The 26,183-nt window shown below is 47.9% G+C and carries 20 protein-coding genes and 1 tRNA gene; 16 read left to right on the top strand and 5 right to left on the bottom strand.

Going from position 1 to position 26,183, the window contains the following annotated elements:
- Nucleotide 1 precedes the first annotated feature (1 nt).
- From MUG84_RS19100 to pstA, 3 genes are all read left to right on the top strand, one after another.
- A complete protein-coding gene (locus MUG84_RS19100) occupies nucleotides 2-856 on the top strand; it encodes a phosphate ABC transporter substrate-binding protein (RefSeq protein ID WP_244727749.1) in 855 nt (284 codons plus the stop codon).
- A gap of 96 nt (nucleotides 857-952) precedes the next feature.
- Nucleotides 953-1,903 (top strand): phosphate ABC transporter permease subunit PstC, encoded by a 951-nt coding sequence (gene pstC / locus MUG84_RS19095; protein WP_425313237.1) that lies wholly within the window; start codon nucleotides 953-955, stop codon nucleotides 1,901-1,903.
- Nucleotides 1,903-2,781, top strand: coding sequence for a phosphate ABC transporter permease PstA (gene pstA / locus MUG84_RS19090; protein ID WP_425313244.1), 879 nt, complete (start codon nucleotides 1,903-1,905; stop codon nucleotides 2,779-2,781). The genes pstC and pstA overlap by 1 nt, the downstream gene beginning before the upstream one ends.
- Nucleotides 2,782-2,853: 72 nt before the next feature.
- On the opposite strand, the gene MUG84_RS19085 is transcribed toward pstA, so the two are convergent.
- From MUG84_RS19085 to MUG84_RS19075, 3 genes are all read right to left on the bottom strand, one after another.
- A complete protein-coding gene (locus MUG84_RS19085; protein WP_244727745.1) occupies nucleotides 2,854-3,687 on the bottom strand; it encodes a carbohydrate ABC transporter permease in 834 nt (277 codons plus the stop codon).
- A gap of 18 nt (nucleotides 3,688-3,705) precedes the next feature.
- Complete coding sequence (locus MUG84_RS19080; protein ID WP_244727743.1) at nucleotides 3,706-4,653, bottom strand: carbohydrate ABC transporter permease; 948 nt, start codon at nucleotides 4,651-4,653, stop codon at nucleotides 3,706-3,708.
- A 200-nt stretch (nucleotides 4,654-4,853) separates the two neighbouring features.
- Nucleotides 4,854-6,116: an ABC transporter substrate-binding protein gene (locus MUG84_RS19075; RefSeq protein WP_244727741.1), complete on the bottom strand. Its 1,263-nt coding sequence runs from the start codon at nucleotides 6,114-6,116 to the stop codon at nucleotides 4,854-4,856.
- A 435-nt stretch (nucleotides 6,117-6,551) separates the two neighbouring features.
- On the opposite strand from MUG84_RS19075, the gene MUG84_RS19070 reads away from it, so the two are divergent.
- Nucleotides 6,552-7,760 (top strand): ROK family transcriptional regulator, encoded by a 1,209-nt coding sequence (locus MUG84_RS19070; protein WP_244728230.1) that lies wholly within the window; start codon nucleotides 6,552-6,554, stop codon nucleotides 7,758-7,760.
- A gap of 121 nt (nucleotides 7,761-7,881) precedes the next feature.
- The gene (locus MUG84_RS19065; RefSeq protein ID WP_244727739.1) at nucleotides 7,882-8,571 is read left to right on the top strand and encodes a phosphatase PAP2 family protein; all 690 of its coding nucleotides are present in this window, start codon (nucleotides 7,882-7,884) and stop codon (nucleotides 8,569-8,571) included.
- A gap of 88 nt (nucleotides 8,572-8,659) precedes the next feature.
- Here the strand turns inward: MUG84_RS19065 and MUG84_RS19060 are convergent, their stop codons facing one another.
- Nucleotides 8,660-9,448 (bottom strand): class I SAM-dependent methyltransferase, encoded by a 789-nt coding sequence (locus MUG84_RS19060; protein ID WP_244727736.1) that lies wholly within the window; start codon nucleotides 9,446-9,448, stop codon nucleotides 8,660-8,662.
- A 285-nt stretch (nucleotides 9,449-9,733) separates the two neighbouring features.
- Here MUG84_RS19060 and MUG84_RS19055 point away from each other — a divergent pair, with 285 nt between their 5' ends.
- A complete protein-coding gene (locus MUG84_RS19055) occupies nucleotides 9,734-11,488 on the top strand; it encodes an ABC transporter ATP-binding protein (RefSeq protein ID WP_244727734.1) in 1,755 nt (584 codons plus the stop codon).
- A complete protein-coding gene (locus tag MUG84_RS19050; RefSeq protein WP_244727732.1) occupies nucleotides 11,481-13,298 on the top strand; it encodes an ABC transporter ATP-binding protein in 1,818 nt (605 codons plus the stop codon). The genes MUG84_RS19055 and MUG84_RS19050 overlap by 8 nt, the downstream gene beginning before the upstream one ends.
- A 472-nt stretch (nucleotides 13,299-13,770) precedes the next feature.
- On the opposite strand, the gene MUG84_RS19045 is transcribed toward MUG84_RS19050, so the two are convergent.
- A tRNA-Arg gene (locus MUG84_RS19045) sits at nucleotides 13,771-13,844 on the bottom strand.
- 369 nt (nucleotides 13,845-14,213) lie between these two features.
- Between MUG84_RS19045 and MUG84_RS19040 the strand changes: the two genes are divergently transcribed.
- The 9 genes from MUG84_RS19040 to MUG84_RS19000 all read left to right on the top strand — a co-directional run bounded on the left by MUG84_RS19040 (nucleotide 14,214) and on the right by MUG84_RS19000 (nucleotide 25,893).
- Complete coding sequence (locus MUG84_RS19040) at nucleotides 14,214-15,059, top strand: hypothetical protein (RefSeq protein WP_244727730.1); 846 nt, start codon at nucleotides 14,214-14,216, stop codon at nucleotides 15,057-15,059.
- Nucleotides 15,060-15,199: 140 nt separating this feature from the next.
- On the top strand, nucleotides 15,200-16,525 hold the full coding sequence (gene tig / locus MUG84_RS19035; protein WP_244727727.1) for a trigger factor: 1,326 nt from the start codon (nucleotides 15,200-15,202) through the stop codon (nucleotides 16,523-16,525).
- 362 nt (nucleotides 16,526-16,887) lie between these two features.
- Nucleotides 16,888-17,478 (top strand): ATP-dependent Clp endopeptidase proteolytic subunit ClpP, encoded by a 591-nt coding sequence (gene clpP, locus MUG84_RS19030; RefSeq protein ID WP_244727725.1) that lies wholly within the window; start codon nucleotides 16,888-16,890, stop codon nucleotides 17,476-17,478.
- A gap of 12 nt (nucleotides 17,479-17,490) precedes the next feature.
- On the top strand, nucleotides 17,491-18,747 hold the full coding sequence (clpX, locus tag MUG84_RS19025; protein WP_244727722.1) for an ATP-dependent protease ATP-binding subunit ClpX: 1,257 nt from the start codon (nucleotides 17,491-17,493) through the stop codon (nucleotides 18,745-18,747).
- A 125-nt stretch (nucleotides 18,748-18,872) separates the two neighbouring features.
- Nucleotides 18,873-19,970 carry a flavodoxin-dependent (E)-4-hydroxy-3-methylbut-2-enyl-diphosphate synthase gene (gene ispG, locus MUG84_RS19020; RefSeq protein WP_244727720.1) on the top strand — a complete coding sequence of 366 codons (1,098 nt, stop codon included), beginning with the start codon at nucleotides 18,873-18,875 and terminating at the stop codon, nucleotides 19,968-19,970.
- Between the two features lie 180 nt (nucleotides 19,971-20,150).
- A complete protein-coding gene (gene lonB, locus MUG84_RS19015) occupies nucleotides 20,151-21,917 on the top strand; it encodes an ATP-dependent protease LonB (protein ID WP_244727718.1) in 1,767 nt (588 codons plus the stop codon).
- An 89-nt stretch (nucleotides 21,918-22,006) separates the two neighbouring features.
- Nucleotides 22,007-24,343 (top strand): endopeptidase La, encoded by a 2,337-nt coding sequence (lon, locus tag MUG84_RS19010; protein WP_244727715.1) that lies wholly within the window; start codon nucleotides 22,007-22,009, stop codon nucleotides 24,341-24,343.
- A gap of 15 nt (nucleotides 24,344-24,358) precedes the next feature.
- Complete coding sequence (gene yihA / locus MUG84_RS19005) at nucleotides 24,359-24,991, top strand: ribosome biogenesis GTP-binding protein YihA/YsxC (protein ID WP_244727713.1); 633 nt, start codon at nucleotides 24,359-24,361, stop codon at nucleotides 24,989-24,991.
- 314 nt (nucleotides 24,992-25,305) lie between these two features.
- Entirely contained in the window at nucleotides 25,306-25,893 is a 588-nt protein-coding gene (locus MUG84_RS19000; protein WP_244727711.1) for a non-ribosomal peptide synthetase module, read from the top strand.
- The last annotated feature ends 290 nt before the right edge of the window (nucleotides 25,894-26,183 follow it).

Here is a 26,183-nt window from a genome sequence, read left to right as displayed (position 1 = left end):
CATGAAAATATTTAAAAAAGTATCCCTGCTGGCTGCTGCTTCCCTGGTAGCTGTAACTACTCTTGTAGGTTCCGCATCGGCAGCATCCAGTCTTTCCGGAAAAATTACAATCAACGGTTCCACGGCGCTGCTTCCCCTGACACTTCAGGCTGCTAAGGAATTCCAAAAGATGAACCCTAAAGTTAAAATTGCAGCTTCCGGCAAAGGCTCCGTAACCGGTCCACAGGCCGTGAAAAAAGGCATCGCCGACATCGGTGCATGCGACTGGGATGCAAGCATGGATGTTCCTGGCTTTAAAGCATTTGACGGACAGGTGGCAAACAAGGTTGCAGTCATTCCTTTTGCAACGGTTACCAATAAAAATGTCAAGGTTAACAACCTGACAACTGAACAGTTGAAAGGCATTTATTCCGGCAAAATAACCAACTGGAAAGAAGTTGGCGGCGACAATGCAGACATCGTGGTTATCACCCGTGCATTCGGCTCCGGTACACGCGTTAACTACCAGGCAAAAGCGCTTGGTGGAGGCGATATCGTGAAAAAGGACAAAAACTACAAGGAAGTTGGCTCCAGCGGCGACATGAAAACGGCTGTAGCGACGACTCCAAATTCAATCGGTTATATCGATCTGGTATACGTGAACAGTGATGTAAAAGCCCTCAGTTACAACGGTGTGGCTCCGACAACCGAGAACGTAATCAACGGTACTTATAAAATTTGGGCATACGGCTACTACATGACAAAAGGACAGCCTACAGGTGCAACAAAAGCCTTCATCGATTATGTACAAAGTTCAAAGTTCCAACAAGGCTCCCTGAAAAAGCTGAAATTTATTCCGATCTCTGTAATGCACTAATGACATGAGCAGTGACCTGCTCTAAGCTTTGAAGATGTAATCTACGGCCAGCCCTGAACGGATAAGGGGCTGGCTGCTTTATAGGAGGAAACGAGAGTGAGCACGTCCACACAGCAATATGTGCCCGAAGATTCTGTTTTACCCATGAAGCCGCCTAAAGAACGGTTCAGTCGATATGTGCGTGCCCGGATGGCAAACCGGCTGATTAAGTATTATTTTTTGTTCAGTATTTTGGCCCTCTGTTTTGTCCTCGGGCTGGTCATCTTTTTTATTGGCAAAACAGCGATGCTGACCTTCGCCCATATCTCCTTTGCTGACTTTTTCCTTTCCTTTAACTGGACGCCGGAGGAGGATCATTATGGAGCGGCGGGGATTATCATCAATACGCTATCCCTTACAGCCTTAACATTGGTTATGGCGGTGCCGGTAGCCGTAGGTCTGGCCGTGCTGATCGCCGAGATTGCTCCGAAATGGATTAAGAACATGATGCGTCCAGTCCTGGATCTTCTGGTCGGCATCCCGTCCATCGTCTATGGATATCTCGGCCTGACCGTATTGATTCCTTTCCTGCGCAGACTGAGCGGAGAGAATTTGGGTGACGGGTTGCTGGCAGCCGCTTTGGTGCTGGCGCTGATGGTGCTGCCGACCATTTGCCGAATCAGTGACGAAGCGATCTCCATGGTGCCGAAAAAATACCGTGAAGCGGCATATGCGCTGGGTTCGACACGCCTTCAGGTGATGATGAGAGTCGTTATTCCGGCGGCGGGCAGAGGGATTATTACAGCCATTATTATGGGTATGACCCGGGCGATTGGTGAAACGATGGCGGTCGTCATGGTCATCGGGAATACGGCACAGTTGGCAACGACGCTGTTCACTCCGGCCTCCGTGCTGACGAGTAATATCGTCATGCAAATATCCAACGTGGAATTTGATTCGACGTGGAACTATGCACTTCATATGATGGCTTTTCTGCTGCTTGTCATTTCTTTTATACTCATTCTGTTTATCCGCTATCTCGGCCGGAAGGGAAGTGACAAGGCATGATGGAAACAACGCGCAGCCGCAAAATGCAAAGATCGCTTGTCTATAACAAGCTGGCAACGGGTACTTTTTATGGACTGGGGGCGCTGGTGCTGCTCCTGATTCTCTGGCTTCTGTTCACGATTCTCAGCAAAGGTCTTCCCGGCCTGACGCTGGACTTCTTATTGAAGCTTCCGGAAGATATGGACGCAGGCGGCGGGATTGGCCCGGTTCTTTTCAACTCCTTCTATATTCTGTTCCTGTCACTGGTGATTTCGATTCCGATCGGTGTGGGTGCGGGAATTTATATGGCCGAATATGCACCAGAAAACAAATTGACCGAAGTGCTGCGCATTTGCGTGGAAAGCCTCTCTTCCGTACCGTCCATTGTGTTCGGGATGCTGGGTCTCGCCATCTTTGCGGAATATTTTCAAATTGGTTTGACGATTCTGGGCGGCGCGGTCAGCTTGGCCTTCCTGAACCTGCCGATGCTGGCACGGGTGACGGAGGAAGCAGTGCGTGCCGTACCTAATGATGTGAAAAATGCTTCATACGCGCTCGGCATGACCAAATTCCAATGCATTCGCACGGTTGTGCTGCCGATGGCACTGCAGGGCATTATCACGGGCATCTGCCTTGTGGCTGGCCGCGCATTTGGCGAATCGGCCGTCATTTTGCTGACTGCGGGACTCAGCACCTCGGGCGAGATGTGGGACTTCAATTTGTTTTCGCCGGGCGAAACGCTAGCCGTCCATCTCTGGTATGTACAGTCGGAGGCCATCGTTGAGGACGCTGCTCAGATCGCCGACAGATCGGCGGCCGTTCTGGTTATCATCGTTCTTCTTATGAATTTGCTGTTCCGGATTCCGCTGTGGTTCAATAACCGCAAGTTGAAGAAGTAGTCTCTAGAAAGAAAAATCAAAAAGAACCTTCTTACCCTTAAGGTAGGAAGGTTTTTTTGTTCTGTGATGAAGTTAACCTTTGATCCCGTTCATGGCAATCCCTTCAATAAAGTAGCGCTGTAGGAAGATGAACAAGATAATGATCGGCAGCGTGGCCATAACAGCCCCGGCCATAAGCAGAGGATAATCTGTCGAATGCTGGCCCTGGAAGGTGGAAATGCCAATAGAGAGCACACGCATATCCTCAGAGCTGGTCATGATCAGCGGCCACAGCAGCTCGTTCCAGGAGGCCAGGATGGTGAAGATCGCTAGAGATACGAGAGCCGATTTGGACAGTGGCAGATAGATATTCCAGTAGATACGGAAGTAGCTACAGCCGTCAATTTTGGCCGCCTCCTCTAAATCTTTGGGCAGGGTCATGAAAAATTGGCGCAGCAGGAAGGTGCCGAAGGCACTGAAAATGCCAGGAATGATCAGCACATAAAACGTGTCCAGCCAATTCAACTCGCGCATAATGACGAAACTCGGGATCATAACCACCTGGGAAGGAACCATAAGCACGGCCAGCATCGCCAGAAAGATGAGGTTTTTACCCGGAAACTTCAGAGAGGCAAAAGAGTAGGCTGCGAGTGAGCAGAGCAGCAGCTGTCCGACTGTTCTTCCAATCGTAACGATAATTGTATTTACATAATAACGTCCGAAATCAATGGTGCTTAGCACCTTAGAGTAATTTTCGAAATGCCACTCAGCTGGGAACAGGGTGGGAGGCACCTTCATGGAATCGGCGAACGACTTAAAGGATGTGGACAGCATCCATAGAAACGGCATGATCATGAGCACAGCCCCTGCGATCAACAGAACATGGACGACGATCCGGCGGGATCTGTAAGACGTAGAGCTTGTCATCGATGTGTCCCTCCTTCGTTATTGGTAATGAACCCAACGCTTCTGGAAATACATCTGAAACGCCGTGATCAGGAGTATGATGATGAACAGGATAAAGGCCTCGGCTGATGCATAGCCCATGTTGAAATATTTAAAGCCATCCTCCCAGATGCTGTATACCACCGTCCGGGTTGAATCAAGCAGCGAGGTCTGCTGGCCCATCATGATAAAGACTAAGTCAAATACCTGGAAGGAATTGATGAACGACATCACCAGGACGAAAAACAGGCTGGGTGTAAGGAGAGGGAGTGTAATCCGGAAGAAACGGTACAGCGTCCCGGCTCCATCTAGTGAGGCCGCTTCATAGTAACTCGTTGAAATGCCCTGAAGACCAGAGAGCAGGATGACGGCATTGTATCCGATACTGGTCCATACGCTGACGATTACGATCGAGAACAGGGCGAACTTTTCATCGAACAGCCAATTCGGCTGCGGAAGATGCAGACTGCCAAGCACAAAGTTGATCAGACCGAATTCCGAGTTGTACAGCCATTTCCAGACCATGCCGACGGCAATGGGCATTGTGATGACGGGAATGAAATAAAGAGTGCGGTAAACAATCATGCCCTTGATTTTCTGATTGAGCAGAACGGCGAGAATGACGGCAAAGGCAATGGAGAGCGGCACGGTGGCTACGGTATATAGCAGCGTGTTCAGCAGGGAGCGGGTGAACTTCTCGTCTGCCGCAAGCTGTGCAAAATTATCAAGTCCGTTAAACACAGGCGTAGACATGCCGTCCCAGGTCGTAAAGGATAGAAACAATGATGCGGCGGAGGGAGCCATATAAAATACGGCAAGTCCCAGCACCACTGGCAAAATGAATAGGTAACCCCAAGCTGCCTCGCGAATCGCTAGCTTTGAGGTTTTATTTTTTTTCTGTGCTGGCAGATTGGACTGATGCTTCGCTGAAGCCGCTGAGAGATTCATGGGCAGCACCTTCCTTTCATTTCTGATCGGTTAGCCCTCTGCAAGGGGCTAACCGTTTTCTTAAGATTATAGAATTTATATGTTTTCAGCGAAGCTGAACAATTCTATAATCGCAAGAAAAACTTCTGCTAAAAGCGGTCTGTCTTCTGTGTGAGTACGTCGATAGACGTTTTTCTTAAGGACAAAGTTTAATGAGAAGACTAGTTTTTACCTTCTGTAGCGAGGATCTTATTCATCTTATCCGCTATCGTTTTTAGCGCTTCCTCGAACGGTTTTTTACCCAGGAAGGCATCCTGAATCTCCTTGGATTCGACATCCTGCCATTCAGCTGTTTTCTCGGATACCGGATAAGGCACGGCGAATTTCAGACTGTCTACAAAAACTTGAAGATTCAAGGAAGGAATGGATTTCAGCCAGCCTTCCTCCGTACCTTTGTAGGCCGGAATGCTGAAGCCGGAGTCTGCAAGCAGCTGCTCGCCTTCTTTGCCAGAGAGGACTTGAATCAAGTCCCAGGCTTCCTTCTCATGCTTGGTTTTGCCGTTCATAGCCCAGCTGAGGCCATGGACGATCGTCGCCTGTTTTTTGCCGGCTGGCAGAGGGGCAACGCCCAGCTTGTCGCCAAGTAGTTTATAAAGCTCGGGGGCACTGACGGAGATGGCGGGGAACATGGCTATTTTTCCGGAGCCAAATAGCTGCAGCGGCTTGGTTTCCATCTGCTGCTGAGCACTTGGAGACAACCCCTTGTCCATTAGACCTTGCTCCCACTTAAATGCAGACAAGACTTCTGGTGAATCAAAACCGGAGGATTTTTTGTCGTCCGAAATGATATAACCGCCAGCCTGATGAATCAGATCATAATAGCCGGACTGGCTGTCAACTAACGCTGCATATCCGTATACGCCACTCTTCTTGTCCGTGAGCTTAGCCGCATTTTCTTCAATGGTGTTCCAGGTCCAGGTGTTATCCGGATAGGGGATGCCGGCTTTGTCGAATAATTCCTTGTTATAGTAAAGGCCTACAGCGTCGAGGAAGTACGGGAGGCCATAGAGATGGTCCTTGTAAGAGTAGAGGTTAACAAGCGCGTCCGTGTAAACGGAGGTATCGAGCTTGCTTTGGTCAATAAGGGGCTGCAGATCTTTGATCCAGCCGTTGGAGGCATAAGCGTAGAAGTTCGGTCCGTTCATCCAAAACACATCAGGACCGCTGTTGCCGGCGAGGCTTGTTTTGAGCTTCGTCCAGTAGTCCCCCCATGGCGTATAAGTCACCTTTACTTCAACATCCGGATGGCTCTTGTTATAGAGCTGAATGGTTTTAGTAAGGGTGTCTTTGACATTTTCATCCCATAAGGCGACGTTAAGGACTGTCTTGCCACCGGAGTCCCCGGAAGAAGATCCGCCGCAGCCGGCTAAAACCGTAGTAAACAGGAACAGAATCGTTATGAGTACAGAACATCTTTTTCTCATCGACATTTCCTCCTAAATTTGTGTTAAATATGGATTTATTCTTCAATAAACGCTGCCCGTTATGTAAAAAAACCTCCTTTCACGCATCAATTAGTCATAGTTACTCCAACAATCGAAAAAAGTAAATCGAATGATAGAATTACCCACTGAATAGCATTTCAGGAAAACTATGACATCTGTTGCGTAAAATTATAGCTTTGCTGTATATTTTTTTCAAGTAAGCGATTACAAAAAATAGTAAAAATGTTTTATTCGAAATTTTATTCGCTTATGACAGCGTGGGAAAAAGGATGCTAATAAGCCATACATATTTTTTTCATTGGAATAAGTACTGGAAGAAGTAAATAAGACGAACTATATTTTATAGAATTAATGAAATAGGATGGAATATAATGATCGGAACTTGAAGAAGAAAGGGGAACATTGTTGAAAAAGATGAGGAAAGGCGACTTGAAGCTGGTTCAAGAGCTGAACCGTTCAATAATACTGAACAAAATCCGGAGTCACGGCCCAATCTCGAGGATCAGCATTGCTAAAGAATGTAGGGTCAGTCCTTCAACCGTGGCTTCTGCTGTTCAGGAATTGATCAAGGAAGGATATGTATCCGAACTTGGAGCAGGCAAATCCAGTGGCGGGAGAAAGCCGATTTTGCTGAAGTTTGCACCCGATAATCATTATATTATCGTGATAGCGATCACGAACAGTTCAATCGAGCTTGCGGAACTGAATTTGGAGGCCCGGATCAGACGAAAGCACCTTAAACCGGTAAAGGGCCAAAAGGGCGTAGAGATCATTCGGCTGATGACGGAAGAGCTGGATTTGTTTATGCAGGATAGTGCGGGGCGTGAACAGTGTATCGGCATCGCCGTTACAGTCCCAGGTGTGGTTAATGTGGAAAAAGGCATCGTCTATTACAACTCGAAGCTTCGCCTGGAAAATGTTCCATTAAAGGAAATGATCGAGCAGCGATATGGACTGCCTACATGGATCGAAAACGACGCCAATGCCGTTGTGCTTGCGGAGCGAAGGTTCGGAAGCTGCGGAGAATATCCGGATTTGATCTATATTGTCGTGGGGGATGGTGTGGGTGCCGGGATTCTTGTCAATGACAGCGTTTTGCGCGGAAACAGCGGAGGAGCAGGTGAATTCGGTCATACGAGCGTAAGCCGGAGCGGGATCCGGTGTGAATGCGGAAATGTGGGATGCCTGGAAAATGTCATTAGCTGGACAGCTGTGTATTCGAGAATCGTGGCAAGCATCACATCAGGAAGACCAACGGTGCTGAATGAGCTCTGCAAGGGTAACTTTTCGGAAATTCGGCCGTCTTTATATAAAGAAGCTATTCGTCTTGGCGACGCATTGTCGAATGATATTAATGAAGAGATTGCTGAACATTTAAGTGCAGGTATGATCAATTTGGTCAATCTGTTTAATCCGGGAGCGATTATTCTGGATGGCAGCCTCGCTTATGATAATCCGAAATTGCTGGAGCAGATCCGGGAACGTGTGCAAAAACATGGAATGCGGATATTGAAAGATGGGATCCGAATTACCCAATCCTCGCTAGGGCCGGACAGAAACCTGATCGGCGGGGCTGCGGTTATACTTCGTCAAATATTCCGGTTTTCCTTAGCAGAGAACTGAGTCCTTCACTAAATATCTACATATATTGAGTTGAATGATGGTGGATCACAGAGTACAATGATAATTTAACAAGGTTTTGCGGGCAATGCCAGGGTGCGTTGTCCCAAACGAGATTTGTTGAATGCAGAAAGGTACTGATAAGATGACATATTTAAAAGACAGGATTCCCCAAAAGCTGCTGCACTGGGCTCCTCTACTGCTTATGCTTGTTTTTCCCGTTCTTGGAGCTCTATATCACTTTGTAAACCATCCGACGGATAAAGTGTATTCGCTTCTTACTCCGCTGGATCAGGCGATACCGTTTATTAAATATTTCGCTGTTCCTTATGGTATATGGATTTTCTATATTTACGTCTGTATAGTCTACTTTTTTTTACGCGACCGGCCATCCTATTACCGCTCTTTGCTGATGTATACGGTATGTGCGCTTACCTGCTACGGCATCTATTTGGTGTTCCAGACGACCGTACCGCGGCCAGAAGTGATTGGAAACGATCCGTTTGCGCGGCTGACGCGCTATATTTACAACCGTGATGAGCCGTTTAACTGCTTTCCGAGCATTCACTGTTTCTCCAGCTATATGGTCATGCGGATGATTTGGAAGAGTCCAGCCCGCAACCGTTTGAATGTGACATTGATCAGCGGAATGTCCATTTTGATCATCGCTTCGACCCTTTTCATGAAACAGCATGTCATTATGGATGTGATTGGAGCCGTTGCGCTTGTGGAAATCTACAACTTATTGTTTTTCATGCTGCCTGCTCTATATCGGAGCAAAATGTCGTCGAAACAAAGTGAGTTCCAGGCCTGATATATTTAATATTGTTACTCGTCCTTAACATAATAACCGTGATTTGTAGAGAAGGCTGCTCCGAAGGGAGCAGTCTTCTTTTTCAAGATTATAGAAGTGTTTTAGAGTCAGCAGGCTTTTCGGCAACGACCCTCAGACGCTTATAATCTGCATAGATAGCCCCGTCACGCCATAAGGCTTCCCGAACCTTAGCACCGATCTTCAAGCAGGCTTCGCGAGTCACTTCAGGCCCAAGTCCCTGGAAAAAATCATCCCCAAATTGAGCCAGCCAGCTGAGCATGCCATCCTCGCCGTCTTGAAGTCTGGTGGGGCGATCAAAATAATAGCTCAGGCGAACGATAAATCCCTGTTTCTCCAGAAGCGTGCAGTATTCGCCCGGACTTGGAAAATACCATGGATTTCTCGCGGCAGCGTCAATGCCATATTTAGCGGTTAAGACATCCGTGATCGCATGAACGATGGTACTTACATTATTGGCCCCGCCGAATTCTGCGACAAAACGCCCGCCGGGCTTTAGCGCATTCCATACACTTTTCGCGACACCTTCGGCATCCCTCATCCAGTGGAGAGCTGCGTTGGAAAATACGGCGTCCAAATGGGGCAGGAGATTGAAATGTTGTGCATCGCCGATACAGAATTGGATGTCAGGATATTTTTCTTTGGCCCGGCCGATCATTTCTGCAGATGCATCCAGTCCGATCACCTGAGCCCCGGAACGTGAAATCTCATAGGTCAGGTCACCGGTACCGCAGCCTAGATCGAGAATGATTTCATCTTTCGACGGGTTTAACAGAGACAATAAATCCTTTCCGAATTCGGACACGAATCCGAGCTTCTGATCATATGAAAATGGCTGCCATTGATTTTTGGAATCCATATGAGGCACCTCCTTGTTAGCATTATTGTTGCATACATCGGCTTATAAGTTAAATATATTAATGTTATAAAGTATATAGGCCTTAACTATAAGCATGGTGCAAGAATAAGCTGCTTTTTCGTTTGAATAATAGATGGATAAACTTTTTTTTACATAAAAAAATCTAATAATATCAACGTTTTGCTGCTCATAACAACCAGATGTCATGCCGCGGATTATTTTTATATATGTTATATTTTGGATAATGAACCGTTAAGGAAATTTGAAGCATCTGCATAGGGAGGGATGAAACCGTTGAAAAATTTTGAACTTCTCACCAGCTATTTGAAGCAAAACAAACTGCTCTACCTCATGGCCGTTATTCTTATCATTTTGTCTAACGTAGACCAGTCTTTACTGCCACAGATGCTGGGAGAGGTAACGGACGGACTTAAGGAAGGCTCACTGGGACGGGAAGGCATCATTCAGTACAGCCTCATTCTGCTGGCGATTGCGGTTTCTTACGGCATCATGTTCGGGCTTGGCCAATTTACGATCATGAGGCTTGGGCGGCGTTTTGAGTTCATTACCCGCGGCCGTATTTTCGCTCAATTCTCCAGACTCAGCGAGGACTTCTTTTCCAAGCAGGGTACAGGCAAGCTGCTCAGTTACGTCATGAATGATGTAACTTCGGTGCGCGAGGCTATAGCTTTTGGTGTTGCGCAAACGACGAATGCGGTGTTTATGCTCATCTCCTGTGTGACGATGATGCTGATTACCGGTATTCCTGTAACACTGATCCTAGTCAGCGTATGTCCGCTAGTTCTGATCCCGTTTCTGGTCATTTATTTCGGGCCGCGGATCCGTACAAGATCCATGCATGTCCAGGAAAGCCTGGCGACCATGACAGAATCGGCTGACGAGCAAATTGGCGGAATTCGCGTGACGAAGACATTTGCGATGGAGGAAACCGCACAGCAAAGATTCGACAGCACGGTGGATGGGGTACGGGAAGCACAGCTTCGGCTGGTGCGGATGTCTTCGCTTTTTCAGGCCATATTGCCTTTTCTCGGCGCCTTATCGCTTGTCGTTTCGCTTCTTGTTGGCAGTTACATGACCATTCAGCATCATCTGTCGCTGGGAAGCTTCGTGGCATTGACCTTTTATCTGAGGATGCTGACAGGACCTCTACAGCAAATCGGCAACGTCATCAATATGATGCAGCGTTCGGGTGCCTCGCTGGAGCGTGTGAACCGCCTCCTGGCCGAGGTGCCAAGCGTTAGGGATCATGATGCGACCATCGAATTGAACTCTATTGGTGATATCGAAATCAATCATCTGCATTTCGCTTATCCAGGTGCTTCGGAAAAGGCGCTGGAGGATATCAGCTTTACCATCCGCAAGGGAAAGACGGTCGGCTTGGTTGGCCGCACGGGCAGCGGCAAATCCACTCTGGCGAAGCTGCTTCTTCGGGTTTATGAACCTCCAGCCGGCAGCATACGCGTTAGCGGGGAGGATATTACGGAAGTTTCGCTTGAGACGCTGCGCAGGAAGATCGGATATGTGCCGCAGGATGGATTTTTGTTCAGCACTGACATTGCCGACAATATTGCGTTTAGCGACCGGTCCGCGAATATACAGCAGATCCGCAGCGCAGCCGATCAGGCTTTACTGCTGGACAGCGTGAATACATTCAAGGAAGGCTTCCAAACGAAGCTGGGTGAGCGCGGTCTAACGCTCTCAGGCGGTCAAAGGCAGCGCGCCAGCCTGGCGAGAGGCCTGATGAAAAGACCGGAGCTGCTTATTCTCGATGACAGCATGAGCGCGGTGGATACCCTGACGGAATCAGGGATTTTAAGCAATCTTGTCAAAGAACGCCAAGGCAAAACCACCCTGATTATTGCTCACCGGATCAGCAGCGTGCAGCATGCAAGCGAAATCATCGTTCTGGATGAAGGACGCATTATACAGCGCGGCAGTCACGAGCAGCTGATGGCCCGTAGAGACGGCTTATATGCTTCCTTGTACCGGATTCAACAGGAGGGACTGCAGCATGCCTAATTCTTCAGCTGCCGCGCTGGCGGGAAACAAATCATCCGGCGAAATCAAAGGAAAGTCTTTTGAAGCGTTCAAAAATATATTTAAGTACGCCGCACCGCATAAACTCACGTTCGTAGGTGTTTTTGTCTGCGCGCTGCTTGGCATTTCGGCGGATCTGCTTCAGCCGTATCTGGTCAAAATCATCATTGACGACCATCTGGCCCAAGGAAAAGCGGAGTTCGGGTTCATCGCGTTGATGGCGGGGATCTATCTAGGAATTACCTTTATCAGCTTTTTGTTCACCTATCTGCAAAATAACCTGCTTCAGTTCGCGGGGCAGGGGATTGTGGCGAAAATCCGCAAGGACTTGTTCCACCATATATCCAAGCTTTCCATGTCGTATTTCGACAAGGTACATCGCGGAAGCTTGGTAACGAATGTGTCCAGCGACACGGAGACCATCAGTCAATTTTTTACCCAGGTGTTTTTAAGCTTGATCCGTGACGGAATGACGCTTGTACTCATCATTTATTTTATGTTCCGTCTGGATACGACGCTCGCATGGTACTCTCTGACCATTTTGCCGGTGATCGGTCTGGTGGCTTTCATGTTCCGTCGCTATTTGCGCCAGGCTTACCAGGTAACCCGGAGCCGTCTGTCGCGTCTGATCGGTTTTATTGCGGAGAATCTTTCCGGCATGGGACTCATTCAAGCCTTCCGCCAGGAGGAAGAACAGACTCGTCGCTTCAACGAGCATAACCAGAGCTATTGGGAAGGGAATATGCGTGAGGTGCGGGCCAATGTATTGTTTAACCGGACCTTTGACATTTTGGGCAACCTAGCCCTGGTACTTGTTGTATGGCTTGGCGGGATGGCCGTATTCCATCATACGATGGAGGTAGGCGTTCTGTACGCTTTTACCAGCTACATCCGGCAGTTTTTCCAACCAATCAACCAGATCACGATGCAGTGGAACACATTTCAATCGACGACGGTCTCGATGGACCGGATTTGGAAAATACTCAGCACCGAACCGGATGTGAAAGACCCGCTGCCGGATCACCAAACTGTCCTGAAGGCAGACGAAGCCCACGGCAAAGTGGATTTCGATCATATTTCGTTCGGATATTCGCCGGCGAATCCGGTTATCCCGGATCTAGATCTTCATCTGGATGCCGGGGAAATGGTAGGGATCGTCGGTACGACGGGGGCTGGCAAAAGCACGCTGATCAGCCTGCTGAATCGTTTTTATGATGTGAACCGGGGAAGCATCCGGATTGACGATATCGACATTCGCGACATTCCGCAGCAGCAGCTCCACCGCTTGGTGGGTCTGATTCAGCAGGATCCTTTTCTATTTACAGGTAGCGTGCTGGACAATGTCAGACTTTTTCAAACCGACATTTCCCGGGAAAAGGTGACAGAGGCCTGTCGGTATGTCGGAGTGCACGACATGATCATACGGATGCCTCAGGGCTATGACTCTCTCCTGTCTGAAAGAGGCAGCGGATTGTCTGCAGGGGAACGCCAGTTGATCTCTTTTGCACGCATCATGGTGTTCGAGCCGCGTATTCTGATCCTCGACGAAGCCACGGCGCATCTGGATTCACAGACCGAGCAGCTTGTGCAAAATGCCCTGCAAACGGTCTCTAAGGGACGTACAACGCTTATCATCGCCCACCGTCTGTCCACGGTAATGCATGCCGATCGTATCCTTGTGATGAAGGAAGGAAGAGCGGTCGAGGAGGGGACACATGATGAGCTGATCGCGATGCACGGGTACTATGAGCAGTTGTATAATCACGCAAGGCAGGCGACGGAGGAGGAGTAAGAGGGAGGAAGCGCACTCCAGGCTGTGAATATTTTTGTGGGTAAACGCTGCGAGTACGAAACATTCCTCCGATCGCGTGTTGCCCCTGAAATTCCTCGATTATAAGTTAGAAAGGTAGAATTTCAGGAGCAAAGGCGACCGCTTCCGCTTCTCCGGAATTGTTTCGTCCTCTCCGCTGCTTCGAAGCTAATAATGTAAACGACCAGCCATCGCAAAGGCATAGTTCTCTCCGCATTGCGAAGAGGAGAGAATAGCATCAGCCACTATATAATTGGTGGCTGATGCTTGATTATTGGTTTAAGCCACTGACCTATCTGAAGAGAAACTTTTGATAAATCCCAAAGGTTACAGCCCTAACAGGCTGACTGCGAAACGAATCGAATGCTAACGAAGCGAATGCTCCGACGAACCCTAAAGGGTTCTCATCCCTCTGAGGAAAGCAAAAAGCCACTCCGAAGAGTGGCTTTTTATACGTCCCAGGAGGGATTCGAACCCCCGACCGACGGCTTAGAAGGCCGTTGCTCTATCCAGCTGAGCTACTGGGACATGGAAAATTTCAAGCAAGAAATATCATATCACATGAATTAGAAATTTACAACAATAATTTAATATAATTAAATAAAAATCGTACGAAGCCATAAAAAAGCAAAATACTGTTTCAAAAGATTCATTCATTATTAATGCTCTTTGTGCCGCTTTTTACCCGGGTGACATTATATCAATATTCATAAGAGACTTGTACATATGCAAGCCGTTTTTTTCAACTGCCAAGCGGGTATGCTATAATCAACAATTAATTGACCATATCCGGACAGAAAGGAGGAACCCCCTATTAAAGATTCCAATTCCCCAGCAAAAGACAACTTAGTCCTCTTTCCAAAGACACTCGACTTCTATCAGATTCAGCTGACAGTCATGCTGGAAAACGAACGGTACGGGGAGGCAATGGATCTTCTGCGTTTTTTGCTGCAGTGCCAAGGCCAGGATGAGCGGCATTATGACGAATGGCAGGCGCTGTTAGAATGGCTGGAAGCGGCGTTTCCGGAGCACAACCGCAGCGGTACAGATGGCGAGTACACCAGGGACACAGAAGAGGATGAGCCCAGCGAAGATGAAATGAAACGTCGGAATGTCCAGGCCAAGCTGGCCGAAGATCGTTTCTATGCGGACAAGCTGCTGCAGACGGCCATGCAGGAACCGTTTAGTGAACACAATATTCTCGCTCTTGAACAGCTTTCGTTTTTTGAAGGGGCTGCTATCGACGAGTCGCTCGTACAGTGGCTGCAAAGCCGTTCACTTCATCCGCTGCTGCAATTCCGGGTGCTTCAGACGCTGCGCAAACGCGGAATGCAGGGGAGCATCGAACTGATTCGGGGTCAAGAACGGGCCAGAGTCGATGTGGAGACGGTGCCGCTGAGCCCGGATGAATTTCCACCTCAGGTCGGATTGATTACTGAACGTGTGGCAGGGCAGACAGAAGTCCAGGAACCAACGCTTTTTTACTTTGCACAGGAGCTCTGGACGCAGTTTATCATGGCCATTTACGGTACTGAGGATTATTATTCCATTATTGATGAAAACGATGAGACGATCGACATTTGGGCCGCTTCGCTGCACCAGATTGTTTCCGAGAGTCTGACGGGCAGCAGGAATGAGGAAGAAATCAGACACATGTACGGTGTGACAGACACGATGCGCTTTTGCTTTGAGCAGGCTTACCGCACCATGAAACAGTTTGTTACCGCAGGTACGAATGTTTAGAAAGAACAGGGAGTTCTTCTTGAACACTTGCTTAAGGTATGCCCTTGAAAAAGGGACTGATCTTGTTTATACTATAGTGGTTATTCTGTGCGTGTTAAACTCATGACCATGTGAAATATTTTTGGAGGGGAAAGCATAAAATGAAAGCAACCTGGGAAAAAATAGAGAAGAACCTTGGCGTTCTTGAAGTTGAAGTAGAGGCGGATCGTGTAACTGATGCGCTCGACAAGGCCTTTAATAAAGTAGTTAAAAAAGCGAGTGTACCTGGATTCCGTAAAGGTAAAGTACCTCGGCCGATCTTTGAGGCTCGTTACGGAGTAGAAGCTCTGTACCAAGACGCCATTGATATTTTGCTTCCAGAAGTATATACAGAAGCTGTTAACGAAACAGACATCTTTCCTGTAGACCGTCCTGAAGTTGAAATCGATCAATTTGCAAAAGGACAAGCCTTTAAATTCAAAGCAAAAGTAACTGTTAAACCAGAAGTTACTCTTGGCGAATACAAAGGCGTTGAAGTGACTGCACAGAAGGTAGAAGTATCTGAAGAAGAAGTAAACGAAGAACTGAATCGTCTGCAAGAGCGTCATGCTGAACTCGTTGTGATCGAAGAAGGCGCAGCTCAAGACGGCGACATCGCTGTGATTGACTTTGACGGCTCTGTAGACGGCGTACCTTTCGAAGGCGGAAAAGCAGAGCGTTATTCTCTGGAACTTGGAAGCGGCACATTCATTCCTGGATTCGAAGAGCAGGTTGTAGGCCTTGCTACAGGCGACTTCAAGGATGTTGAAGTGACATTCCCTGAAACATACCATGCTGAAGAACTGGCTGGCAAACAAGCTGTCTTCAAAGTGAAAGTTCACGAAATCAAACGCAAACAGCTGCCTGAGCTGGATGACGAATTCGCAAAAGACGTAAGTGAATTTGAAACGCTGGCCGAGTACAAAGAAGATCTGAAAAAAGAACTTCTGGCTCGCAAGGAACAAGAAGCAAAAGGCAAAAAAGAAGCCGCAGTCGTAGACAAGGTTTCCGAAAATGCTGAAGTGGAAATTCCGCAAGCTATGATCGACAGCGAAATTCAAAACATGATGCGTGATTTTGACAACCGTCTGCGCGGCCAAGGCATGAACCTTGAAATGTTCCTGAGCTTCTCCGGACAAACAACAGCTGATCTGCAAGAGCAAATGAAAGACGATGCTGAAAAGCGCGTTCGTAACAACCTTGTTCTTGAGCAAATCGCTAAAGAAGCAAACATCGAGGTTACCGAAGAAGACATCAACAAGGAACTCGAAACTATGGCTGAAGCATACAAACGTTCCGCTGACGAAATCCGCAACATTTTGACAGCTAACGGATCGCTTGCAAGCCTGCGTGACGAAATTTCCCTTCGCAAAACCGTGGAACTCCTCGTTGAAAACAGCAAGGAAGTTGAAGGTAGCGAAGAAGCTGCTGAAGAAACAGCAGAATAATAACCGGAAGATTTTTGAGAATTCAAATCCAGGTGTGACGAAAGTGATGCCTGTCATATGAATCTATAGAGAGATAAGGCACGTATATTCCATTGCGTGCCTTATTTTTAACTGGGATTATCCATTTTATTCCTAATTAAAGTATGAAATGGATAAAATTATCTCTCCCATACATAAGAAAACGTTTATCGACTTAAACTTTCTGATATCTTAAGAAAAACGTCTATCGACGTACCGGATTCATACACTTTATTGCGGGGTATGAAGTGAAAAATGACATCATGCTTTGAACATGTTAGAATAATGCTGTAAGCCTGATGGATACACGCATTACATCTTTAATTGGAAAAGAGGTTGGACACATGAGTCTGATACCTATGGTTGTAGAGCAAACAAGTCGGGGTGAAAGATCATACGATATTTACTCCAGATTGCTGAAAGATCGCATTATTTTTCTCAGCAGTGCGATCGACGATGATGTCGCCAATCTCGTCATAGCACAGTTATTGTTCCTTGCAGCGGAAGATCCAGAGAAAGATATCCATTTATATATCAATTCTCCGGGTGGTTCTGTTACCGCAGGGATGGGTATATATGATACAATGCAATTCATTAAACCGGATGTATCTACGATCTGTGTAGGCATGGCAGCAAGCATGGGCTCACTCCTGCTCACAGCCGGCGCTCCGGGTAAACGATTTGCGCTATCCAATAGTGAAGTGATGATTCATCAACCGCTGGGCGGAGTTCAGGGGCAGGCAGCCGACATCCAGATCCATGCGAGCTGGATCTTGAAGACACGAGAAAAGCTCAATCAAATATATGTGGAACGCACAGGTCAGCCCCTTGAAAAAATTGAACGCGACACGGATCGTGACTTTTTCATGAGCGCGGAAGAAGCGAAGGCATACGGCATTATCGACCAAGTTCTCACTTCACCGATTAAATCTTAAAGGGGTGTTTACATGTTTAAATTCAACGATGAAAAAGGGCAGCTGAAATGCTCTTTTTGCGGGAAATCCCAGGAACAAGTGCGTAAGCTTGTTGCTGGTCCCGGAGTTTATATATGCGACGAATGCATTGAACTCTGCACGGAGATTGTAGAGGAAGAGCTCGGTCACGATGAAGAGCTGGATCTCAAGGATATTCCGAAGCCAAAGGAAATCTGCGATATTCTGGATCAATACGTGATCGGTCAGGAGCAGGCAAAGAAATCGCTGTCCGTTGCCGTCTATAACCACTACAAACGGATTAACACCGGCAGCAAAATTGAAGATGTAGAGCTGCAGAAGAGTAATATTCTCCTGCTTGGTCCTACCGGTTCCGGTAAGACATTGCTCGCTCAAACCATGGCTAAAATTCTGAACGTGCCATTTGCGATTGCGGATGCGACTTCTTTGACGGAAGCCGGCTATGTCGGTGAAGACGTAGAGAATATTTTGCTGAAGCTGATCCAGGCCGCAGATTATGACGTGGAAAAAGCCGAACGCGGCATTATTTATATTGATGAGATTGATAAAGTAGCACGTAAATCCGAGAATCCGTCGATTACACGCGATGTTTCCGGTGAAGGTGTGCAGCAGGCCCTCCTCAAAATTCTTGAAGGAACGGTTGCTTCGGTTCCACCGCAAGGCGGACGCAAACATCCTCATCAGGAATTCATCCAAATCGATACGACGAATATTTTGTTCATTTGCGGTGGTGCCTTTGACGGACTGGAGCAAATGATCAAGCGCCGGATTGGTAAAAAGGTTATCGGATTTAACGCCATTGGTGAAAACCAAAAGGATCTTAAACCAGGCGAATACCTTGGTTTGGTGCTTCCGGAAGACCTGCTCAAGTTTGGTCTGATTCCGGAATTCGTGGGACGTCTTCCTGTCATCTCTACACTGGAGCCACTCGATGAGAAGACGCTTGTACGTATCCTTTCTGAACCGAAAAATGCGCTGACGAAGCAGTATCAAAAGCTGTTGGAAATGGATAACGTCACGCTTAAATTCGAGCCGGGAGCCCTTGAAGCCATCGCAAGAGAAGCAATTAAGCGCAATACCGGCGCCCGCGGTCTCAGAGCGATCATCGAAGGCATCATGCTTGATGTGATGTACGAAGTTCCTTCCCGCGATGATATCAAAGACTGCGTCATTACCGAGCAAGTCGTGAAGGAAAAGATCGTGCCTGAACTGATCAGCAAGAAAGAGAATAAACAGGAAGAAAGTGCCTAATCCTTCCCTGGAAGGTAAGGCTGCTTTCGGAAATTCATTGCCTTTTCTCCACTTCCTTCTCTCTGGCTTTATGCCTTCTTAGAGAGCAGGGGTGGAGTCTTGGCGTTATGGGAGAGAAAAAAATCATGTTTTTGAGAAAAGACACAAGACCTGTTAAAGTCGGTAATTTGACGATCGGCGGAAGCAATGAAGTCATCATTCAAAGCATGTGTACGACGAAAACCGCAGATGTGGAGGCAACTGTTGCTGAGATCCACCGCTTGGAGGAGGCCGGTTGTCAGCTGGTCCGCGTAACCGTCAACAACAAGGAAGCTGCCGAGGCGATTAAAGAGATCAAGAAACGCATTCATATCCCTCTGGTTGCGGATATTCATTTTAACTATCAGCTCGCTCTCAAGGCGATTGAAAATGGCATCGATAAAGTCCGTATCAATCCGGGAAACATCGGCAGCCGTGATAAAGTTGAAGCCGTTGTTAAAGCATGTAAAGAGCGGGGCATTCCGATCCGTATTGGTGTTAACGCGGGCTCTCTGGAAAACCACCTGCTAGAGAAATACGGTTATCCAACACCGGAGGCGATGGTGGAAAGCGCGCTGTTCCATATTAATATCCTGGAGGAGCTTGATTTCCACGATATTATCGTTTCACTCAAAGCATCCGATGTGCCTATGGCGATCGAAGCTTATCGTCAAGCGGCTGAAGTTATCCCTTATCCGCTTCACCTCGGGATTACTGAATCCGGAACGTTGTTCTCGGGAACGATCAAAAGCTCGGCAGGCATCGGTGCGCTGCTGTCTATGGGGATCGGCAGTACACTTCGGATTTCACTGAGTGCGGATCCGGTGGAAGAGATTAAAGTAGCGCGTGAGCTGCTGAAGACCTTCGGTCTCATCTCGAATGCAGCGACGCTGGTATCCTGTCCAACATGTGGACGTCTGGATATCGATCTGTTCTCGATTGCCAATGAGGTTGAGGAGTATATTTCGAAGCTGAAAGTGCCGATTAAAGTGTCGGTGCTGGGCTGTGCGGTAAACGGTCCGGGTGAAGCCCGTGAGGCGGATATCGGCATTGCCGGCGGTCGCGGTGAAGGTTTGCTGTTCCGCTACGGGGAGATGATCCGTAAAGTGCCGGAAGCAGAGATGGTGAATGAGCTCAAAAAAGAAATTGATTCGATCGTCAAAGTTTATGAAGAGACCGGTACGATTCCGGGACGCAAGCATTAATCAAGCGAAAAAATCAAGCTGTATTGCCTTTCAAATTGAAAGGTATGCAGCTTTTTTTGTTAGATTTCGAAAAACCTGCCCATAAATCCTGCTTAAGGCGTTTACCTGTGTGTTAAACGGCTATACTACCATGTATTAGGCCAACCTCTGGTCACTCAAGAGAAACGGGAGGGTTTTGAAATGAATTTAAGCATGGTTATGATGTTGGTTCAATTTTTCTTTGCCGTCATCATCGGCGTTTATTTTTGGAATTTGCTTCGCGGACAAAAAACAAATCGAACCGCCGTGGACCGGGAGTCCCGCAAAGAAATGGATAAGCTGCGGAAATTGCGTTCCATTTCGTTAACAAAGCCGCTGGCGGAGAAAACGAGGCCGCAGTCTATTCAGGACATTGTCGGCCAAAAGGACGGCCTGCGAGCGTTAAAGGCTGCGCTGTGCAGCGGCAACCCGCAGCATGTCATTATTTATGGACCGCCGGGAGTCGGAAAAACCGCTGCTGCACGCGTCGTTATGGAAGAAGCGAAACGAAATCCTGCATCTCCTTTTAAAGCCGATGCCAAGTTCACGGAAATTGATGCCACAACAGCGCGTTTTGACGAGCGCGGCATCGCCGATCCGCTGATCGGCTCCGTACATGATCCGATTTACCAAGGCGCTGGCTCCATGGGGGTTGCGGGTATTCCGCAGCCTAAACCAGGAGCGGTCACGAAAGCGCATGGCGGAATATTGTTTGTCGATGAAATCGGGGAATTGCATCCAATTCAGATGAATAAGTTGTTAAAAGTATTGGAAGACCGTAAAGTTCTGCTCGAAAGTGCATACTACAATTCAGAGGACAGCAATACGCCTGCGTATGTCCATGATATTTTCCAAAATGGTTTGCCGGCGGATTTCCGTCTCGTCGGTGCGACTACACGCTCGCCGCAGGAATTGCCGCCAGCGCTGCGCTCCCGCTGCATGGAGATCTATTTCCGGCCGCTTCTGCCGGATGAGATCGGACGAATTGCCGAGGACGCGATTCAGAAAATCGGGCTTAAGCCATGCCCTGAGGCCGTCGAGGTCGTAAAGCAGTATGCAACTAATGGACGTGAAGCTGTCAACATCATTCAGCTGGCAGCCGGACTTGCTCTCACCGAGAAAAGAGATTCTTTGGCCGCATCCGACGTCGAGTGGGTGGCGAGCAGCAGCCAGCTCCAGCCGCGTCCGGACCGGAAGATCCCAGATCGACCGCAGGTAGGGCTTGTGAATGGATTGGCTGTATATGGCCCGAACATGGGAACTCTACTGGAAATCGAAGTTACAGCGGTGCCTGTTGGTGACGGTCAAGGTAAATACAATATTACAGGCGTAGTAGAGGAAGAGGAAATTGGTGGAAGCTCCAGGACGCTGCGGCGTAAAAGTATGGCTAAAGGGTCGGTGGAAAACGTATTGACCGTACTCCGTTCCCTGGGGTTAAAACCTGGAGATTATGATCTACACATCAACTTCCCTGGTGGAACGCCAATCGACGGACCATCGGCAGGAATTGCCATGGCTACTGCGATCATGTCGGCAATCCGGGGCTTACAGGTAGACAACCAAATTGCCATGACCGGAGAAATTAGCATCCATGGCCGGGTGAAGCCAATTGGCGGCGTTATTGCCAAGGTTGAAGCGGCTTTCCAGGCTGGTGCGACCACAGTGATCATTCCGAAGGAGAACTGGCAGACGCTGTTTGAGAATCTGGATGGCCTTCGTGTAATTCCGGTAGACAACATACAGGAGGTTTTCGTTCATGTCTTCGGCATCGAACTGAAGCCGATGGTGGATGTGCAGGTACCGGAAGAAGTAAACGATGCTGTGGAGAAAAGCGCTGCACCGGAGATCTTCCCGCAAGCCCCTGCGGCTTCATTCCTGCAGGCAAAACCAGGCCGTTCCGGGCAAATTACCGATGCGGGAACATGTTAAAGTCGCTTAATAATTGGTGTTTTCTGTGAACATTTGCTAAAATAAAACCGGATGTTTATAACTTGAGAACGGCTGGAGGTACAAAAGCGATGGGGCTAAGTAAAGCGAAAGGCCGCCGTTTTCCGTTATTGCCTTTGCGAGGCCTTCTAGTCTACCCGAGCATGGTACTGCATCTCGATGTAGGCCGGGAGAAATCGGTCAAGGCTCTGGAAAAAGCGATGGTGGAAGATAATCTGATTCTCCTTTGTTCTCAATCTGAGGTGAACATAGAGGAACCAACCCAAGAAGATATTTTCCGTATTGGCACAGTAGCCAATGTAAGGCAAATGCTTAAGCTTCCAAACGGCACCATCCGTGTTCTGGTGGAAGGGATGGAACGCGCCGAAATTATACAGTATACGGACAACGAGGAGTACTACGAAGTCCTCGCCCGGGAGCTGCATGAAGAGGAAAGCGACAATCCCGAAGTGGATGCGCTGATGCGTACTGTGCTGAGTCAGTTTGAGCATTATATTAATTTATCGAAAAAGGTGACTCCGGAGACGCTTGCCGCGGTATCCGATATTGAGGAGCCAGGCCGTCTTGCAGATGTCATTACCAGTCATCTATCGCTCAAGATCAAGGATAAGCAGGAAATTCTGGAGACCATCGATGTTGGCAAACGTCTGGAGAAGCTGCTGGATATCCTCAACAACGAACGCGAAGTGCTGGAGCTGGAGCGAAAGATTAACCAGCGCGTCAAGAAGCAGATGGAGAAGACCCAAAAGGAATATTATCTGCGTGAGCAGATGAAGGCGATCCAGAAAGAGCTGGGCGAGAAAGAGGGTCGCGCGGGAGAAGTGGAAGAACTGCGCGATCTGATGGCGAATCAGGAACTTCCTGAGAAAGTGAAGGAAAAGGTCGAGAAGGAAATTGACCGCCTGGAGAAAATGCCTGCAAGCTCCGCGGAAGGCGGCGTAATCCGCAACTATCTCGACTGGCTGCTTGCTCTTCCTTGGAGCAATAAGACCGAGGATGACCTGGATATCCACAAAGCCGAACAAGTGCTGAACGAGGATCATTACAGTCTGGATAAACCAAAAGAGCGGGTTCTGGAATATTTGGCTGTGCAGAAGCTCGTCAAAAAGATGAAGGGTCCTATTCTTTGCCTAGTTGGACCTCCGGGTGTGGGTAAAACCTCGCTTGCTCGTTCTATTGCCAGATCGCTGAATCGCAAGTTCGTCCGCATCTCGCTTGGAGGCGTCCGTGATGAAGCCGAAATCCGCGGTCACCGCCGTACCTATGTTGGGGCCATGCCAGGACGGATTATCCAGGGGATGAAAAATGCAGGGGCGCTCAATCCTGTATTTTTGCTGGATGAGATTGATAAAATGGCTTCGGATTTTCGGGGTGACCCCTCTTCCGCATTGCTGGAAGTGCTGGATCCTGAACAAAACAACACATTCAGCGATCATTTTATTGAGATTCCATTTGATCTATCTCAGGTCATGTTTATCACAACGGCCAACACCATTCACAATATACCGCGGCCTTTGCTGGACCGTATGGAAGTGCTCAATATTCCAGGATACACTGAGCTCGAGAAGCTGCAGATTGCGATGCGCTACCTTCTGCCGAAGCAGAAAAGGGAACATGGCCTGCAGGAAGAGCAGCTTCATATTGGAGAAGAAGCGCTGCTTAAAGTGGTTCGTGAATATACGCGTGAATCCGGCGTCCGTAATTTGGAGCAGCAGGTAGCGGCGCTCTGCCGTAAAGCTACGAAGAAAATTGTTTCAGGCGAAGCGGAGTCCATCACGATTGAACCGGATGATATCAAGGAATATTTGGGCGCTGCCAAATTTCGTCATGGCGTGGCTGATCTCGAAGACCAGATTGGAGCTGTTACAGGTCTTGCCTGGACTGAGGTAGGCGGCGAAACGCTAATGATCGAGGTGACGGTTGTGCCGGGTACCGGCAAGCTGACGCTCACAGGTAAACTCGGCGATGTGATGAAGGAATCGGCGCAGGCTGCATTCAGTTATACGCGGAGCAAGGCGGCAGATCTCGGCATCGACACCGATTTCCATGAAAAAAACGATATTCACATCCACATTCCTGAGGGCGCTATTCCGAAAGACGGTCCATCGGCCGGTATTACGATCGCAACAGCTCTTATATCGGCTCTTACTAAAAAGCATGTTTCCAAGCATGTGGCAATGACCGGGGAAATTACGCTGCGCGGACGGGTGCTCCCGATTGGCGGCCTGAAGGAAAAATCACTGGCAGCGCACCGTGCTGGCTACAAAAAAATACTGCTCCCCAAAGACAATGAACGGGATCTACGCGACATTCCCGACAGTGTCAAAGATGAAGTGGAGTTTGTTCCGGTGTCCCATATGGATCAAGTGCTGAAACATGCGCTTGTGGAGCAGGCGGGAGTGCATTAGAGAGGAATCATTGACATGAAAGTAACCCAAGCGGAATTTGTAATCAGTGCCGTAGGCCCTGACCAATATCCTGAGGACGCCTTGCCGGAGATTGGTCTGGCAGGGCGTTCCAATGTAGGCAAGTCGTCACTCATCAATCGAATGATCAACCGCAAAAATCTGGCCAGAACCAGTTCTACGCCAGGCAAAACCCAACATCTCAACTATTACCGGATTAATGAGGAACTGTATTTCGTCGATTTTCCGGGATATGGCTATGCGAAGGTCTCCAAGACTCAGCGGCAGGTGTGGGGCAAAATGATCGAGAAATACCTGCTTGAGAGGGAACCGCTCAAACTGGTGCTGCTGATCGTGGATCTTCGTCATCCCCCAACCAAAGATGATGAGATGATGTACGACTGGCTTAAGCATTATGACATTCCAATCTGCGTGGTAGCTACCAAGGCGGACAAAATTCCGAAGAGCCGCTGGCAGAAGCACGTAAAGCAAATGAAAGAATGTTTGGCTTTGCGCAAAACGGATGCCTTCGTCATGTATTCATCCGAAACCGGATTGGGTAAAGAAGAATTATGGGCGCATATCGAATCCATTGCCGGACTTCAGCAAGCTGATACGATTCAGCCTGATTCTGAGCAAACCGCTGAATAATTGAGAAAAGCCGAGCTCTATCATTTGATGTTTTCGGCGTATTGCGTAGGGATTCAGACTTTAACCAGCAGGAAAGTGAGCATCTCGTAAAAAGTTTACTCAAAAATCCGGTTTAATCCGTTTTTTTATGAAATATGAAGAAAATTCATGGTTTCGTCCGCAAGCATTCGTTTTGAGTTGTGCTGTATAATAATACTAAGGATCGTTAAGAAATCCGCCCTTAGCGGAAATTTTTCTTACAGATTATAGAATGATTCAGCTCCGCTGAAAACATTTGCATTCTATAGTCATTACAAAGAATTGAGGAGATTTTTATGGCTCAGCGGTTAGCCACAGAGTATGTTAAAGCCACTTTACAAATGACGGAGCTTCAATTGAACCAGTTTATGCATTCGGCTGAATGCTGTCACATGCACGTAATCGTTAAGGTGCTGGATAGCGGAGGACAAGAGATTGTGCTGGAAGACGAAAGCGGTGAGGAGGTTCATTTCCCTCTGGAACGTAAGAATGGCCTGTACTTCTGTGAGTTGTCATGCCGCTTGGTGAACCCTCGTTTGACGAATTTGGTGCGCAAGCTGTTTGCGGCCTGCAAGGGCGAAGGCGTTGTTAACCGGATTTATCAAGGCTTCACAATGATGTATTATTATGAGAATGGCTCAGTTCGAAAAATTGCGGAAGTTACCCCATCTCACAGCAAGCTGGTGTATGAATACAAGCATACCGTAGGCGAGCTGCAGAGGATTTATCAGCTCGATGATGTGGAACAGGAGATTTCGCGGCTTTACCAGGACATCAACTACTGGCTTGATGAACGAAATAAAGCAACAACCCGTGAACAAATCGCCCTTATCGACGATAAGCTGCGGCAGGGTACCGCGAAATGGTTTGCATTAGAGGCATGATCATATACATGAATAAAAGGGAACTTCTCCGCTGTGGAGGGGTTCTTTTTTTCTGAAAAGATGAAAATGGAAGGCGCTATGTAAAAATGTATATAACATAAATGTAGCCACATTTTGGCTGGGACAAATATGAATAAATAAAACGCCCGGGATTTCGAAAAAAGTATTGCAATTCGCCCTGATAGATGTTATTTTTAATCTCGTTGAAAAGAATATATTAGGAACCAGGATTCACTCAGAACATTGAATGTTGCGAGAGATTATTCCCTCGGGAAGTGAATGACGTAGGT

The organism is Paenibacillus mangrovi, assembly GCF_022898935.1.
Lineage (GTDB): Bacteria > Bacillota > Bacilli > Paenibacillales > Paenibacillaceae > Paenibacillus_AQ > Paenibacillus_AQ mangrovi.
Note: the sequence above shows the minus strand (reverse complement) of the source record. Positions and strands in the feature narration are given on the sequence as shown.

Bases quoted from the DNA above. Each gene is read 5' to 3' on its own strand.
- MUG84_RS19055 (WP_244727734.1), top strand. From the start codon at position 9,734: ATGAAACCGTTGAAAAATTTTGAACTTCTCACCAGCTATTTGAAGCAA.
- clpX (WP_244727722.1), top strand. From the start codon at position 17,491: ATGTTTAAATTCAACGATGAAAAAGGGCAGCTGAAATGCTCTTTTTGC.
- MUG84_RS19000 (WP_244727711.1), top strand. From the start codon at position 25,306: ATGGCTCAGCGGTTAGCCACAGAGTATGTTAAAGCCACTTTACAAATG.
- yihA (WP_244727713.1), top strand. From the start codon at position 24,359: ATGAAAGTAACCCAAGCGGAATTTGTAATCAGTGCCGTAGGCCCTGAC.
- MUG84_RS19070 (WP_244728230.1), top strand. From the start codon at position 6,552: ATGAGGAAAGGCGACTTGAAGCTGGTTCAAGAGCTGAACCGTTCAATA.
- clpP (WP_244727725.1), top strand. From the start codon at position 16,888: ATGAGTCTGATACCTATGGTTGTAGAGCAAACAAGTCGGGGTGAAAGA.
- MUG84_RS19040 (WP_244727730.1), top strand. From the start codon at position 14,214: ATGCTGGAAAACGAACGGTACGGGGAGGCAATGGATCTTCTGCGTTTT.
- ispG (WP_244727720.1), top strand. From the start codon at position 18,873: ATGTTTTTGAGAAAAGACACAAGACCTGTTAAAGTCGGTAATTTGACG.
- tig (WP_244727727.1), top strand. From the start codon at position 15,200: ATGAAAGCAACCTGGGAAAAAATAGAGAAGAACCTTGGCGTTCTTGAA.
- MUG84_RS19065 (WP_244727739.1), top strand. From the start codon at position 7,882: ATGCAGAAAGGTACTGATAAGATGACATATTTAAAAGACAGGATTCCC.
- lon (WP_244727715.1), top strand. From the start codon at position 22,007: ATGGGGCTAAGTAAAGCGAAAGGCCGCCGTTTTCCGTTATTGCCTTTG.
- MUG84_RS19060 (WP_244727736.1), bottom strand. From the start codon at position 9,448: ATGGATTCCAAAAATCAATGGCAGCCATTTTCATATGATCAGAAGCTC.
- MUG84_RS19075 (WP_244727741.1), bottom strand. From the start codon at position 6,116: ATGAGAAAAAGATGTTCTGTACTCATAACGATTCTGTTCCTGTTTACT.
- pstA (WP_425313244.1), top strand. From the start codon at position 1,903: ATGGAAACAACGCGCAGCCGCAAAATGCAAAGATCGCTTGTCTATAAC.
- MUG84_RS19050 (WP_244727732.1), top strand. From the start codon at position 11,481: ATGCCTAATTCTTCAGCTGCCGCGCTGGCGGGAAACAAATCATCCGGC.
- MUG84_RS19100 (WP_244727749.1), top strand. From the start codon at position 2: ATGAAAATATTTAAAAAAGTATCCCTGCTGGCTGCTGCTTCCCTGGTA.
- lonB (WP_244727718.1), top strand. From the start codon at position 20,151: ATGAATTTAAGCATGGTTATGATGTTGGTTCAATTTTTCTTTGCCGTC.
- MUG84_RS19085 (WP_244727745.1), bottom strand. From the start codon at position 3,687: ATGACAAGCTCTACGTCTTACAGATCCCGCCGGATCGTCGTCCATGTT.
- MUG84_RS19080 (WP_244727743.1), bottom strand. From the start codon at position 4,653: ATGAATCTCTCAGCGGCTTCAGCGAAGCATCAGTCCAATCTGCCAGCA.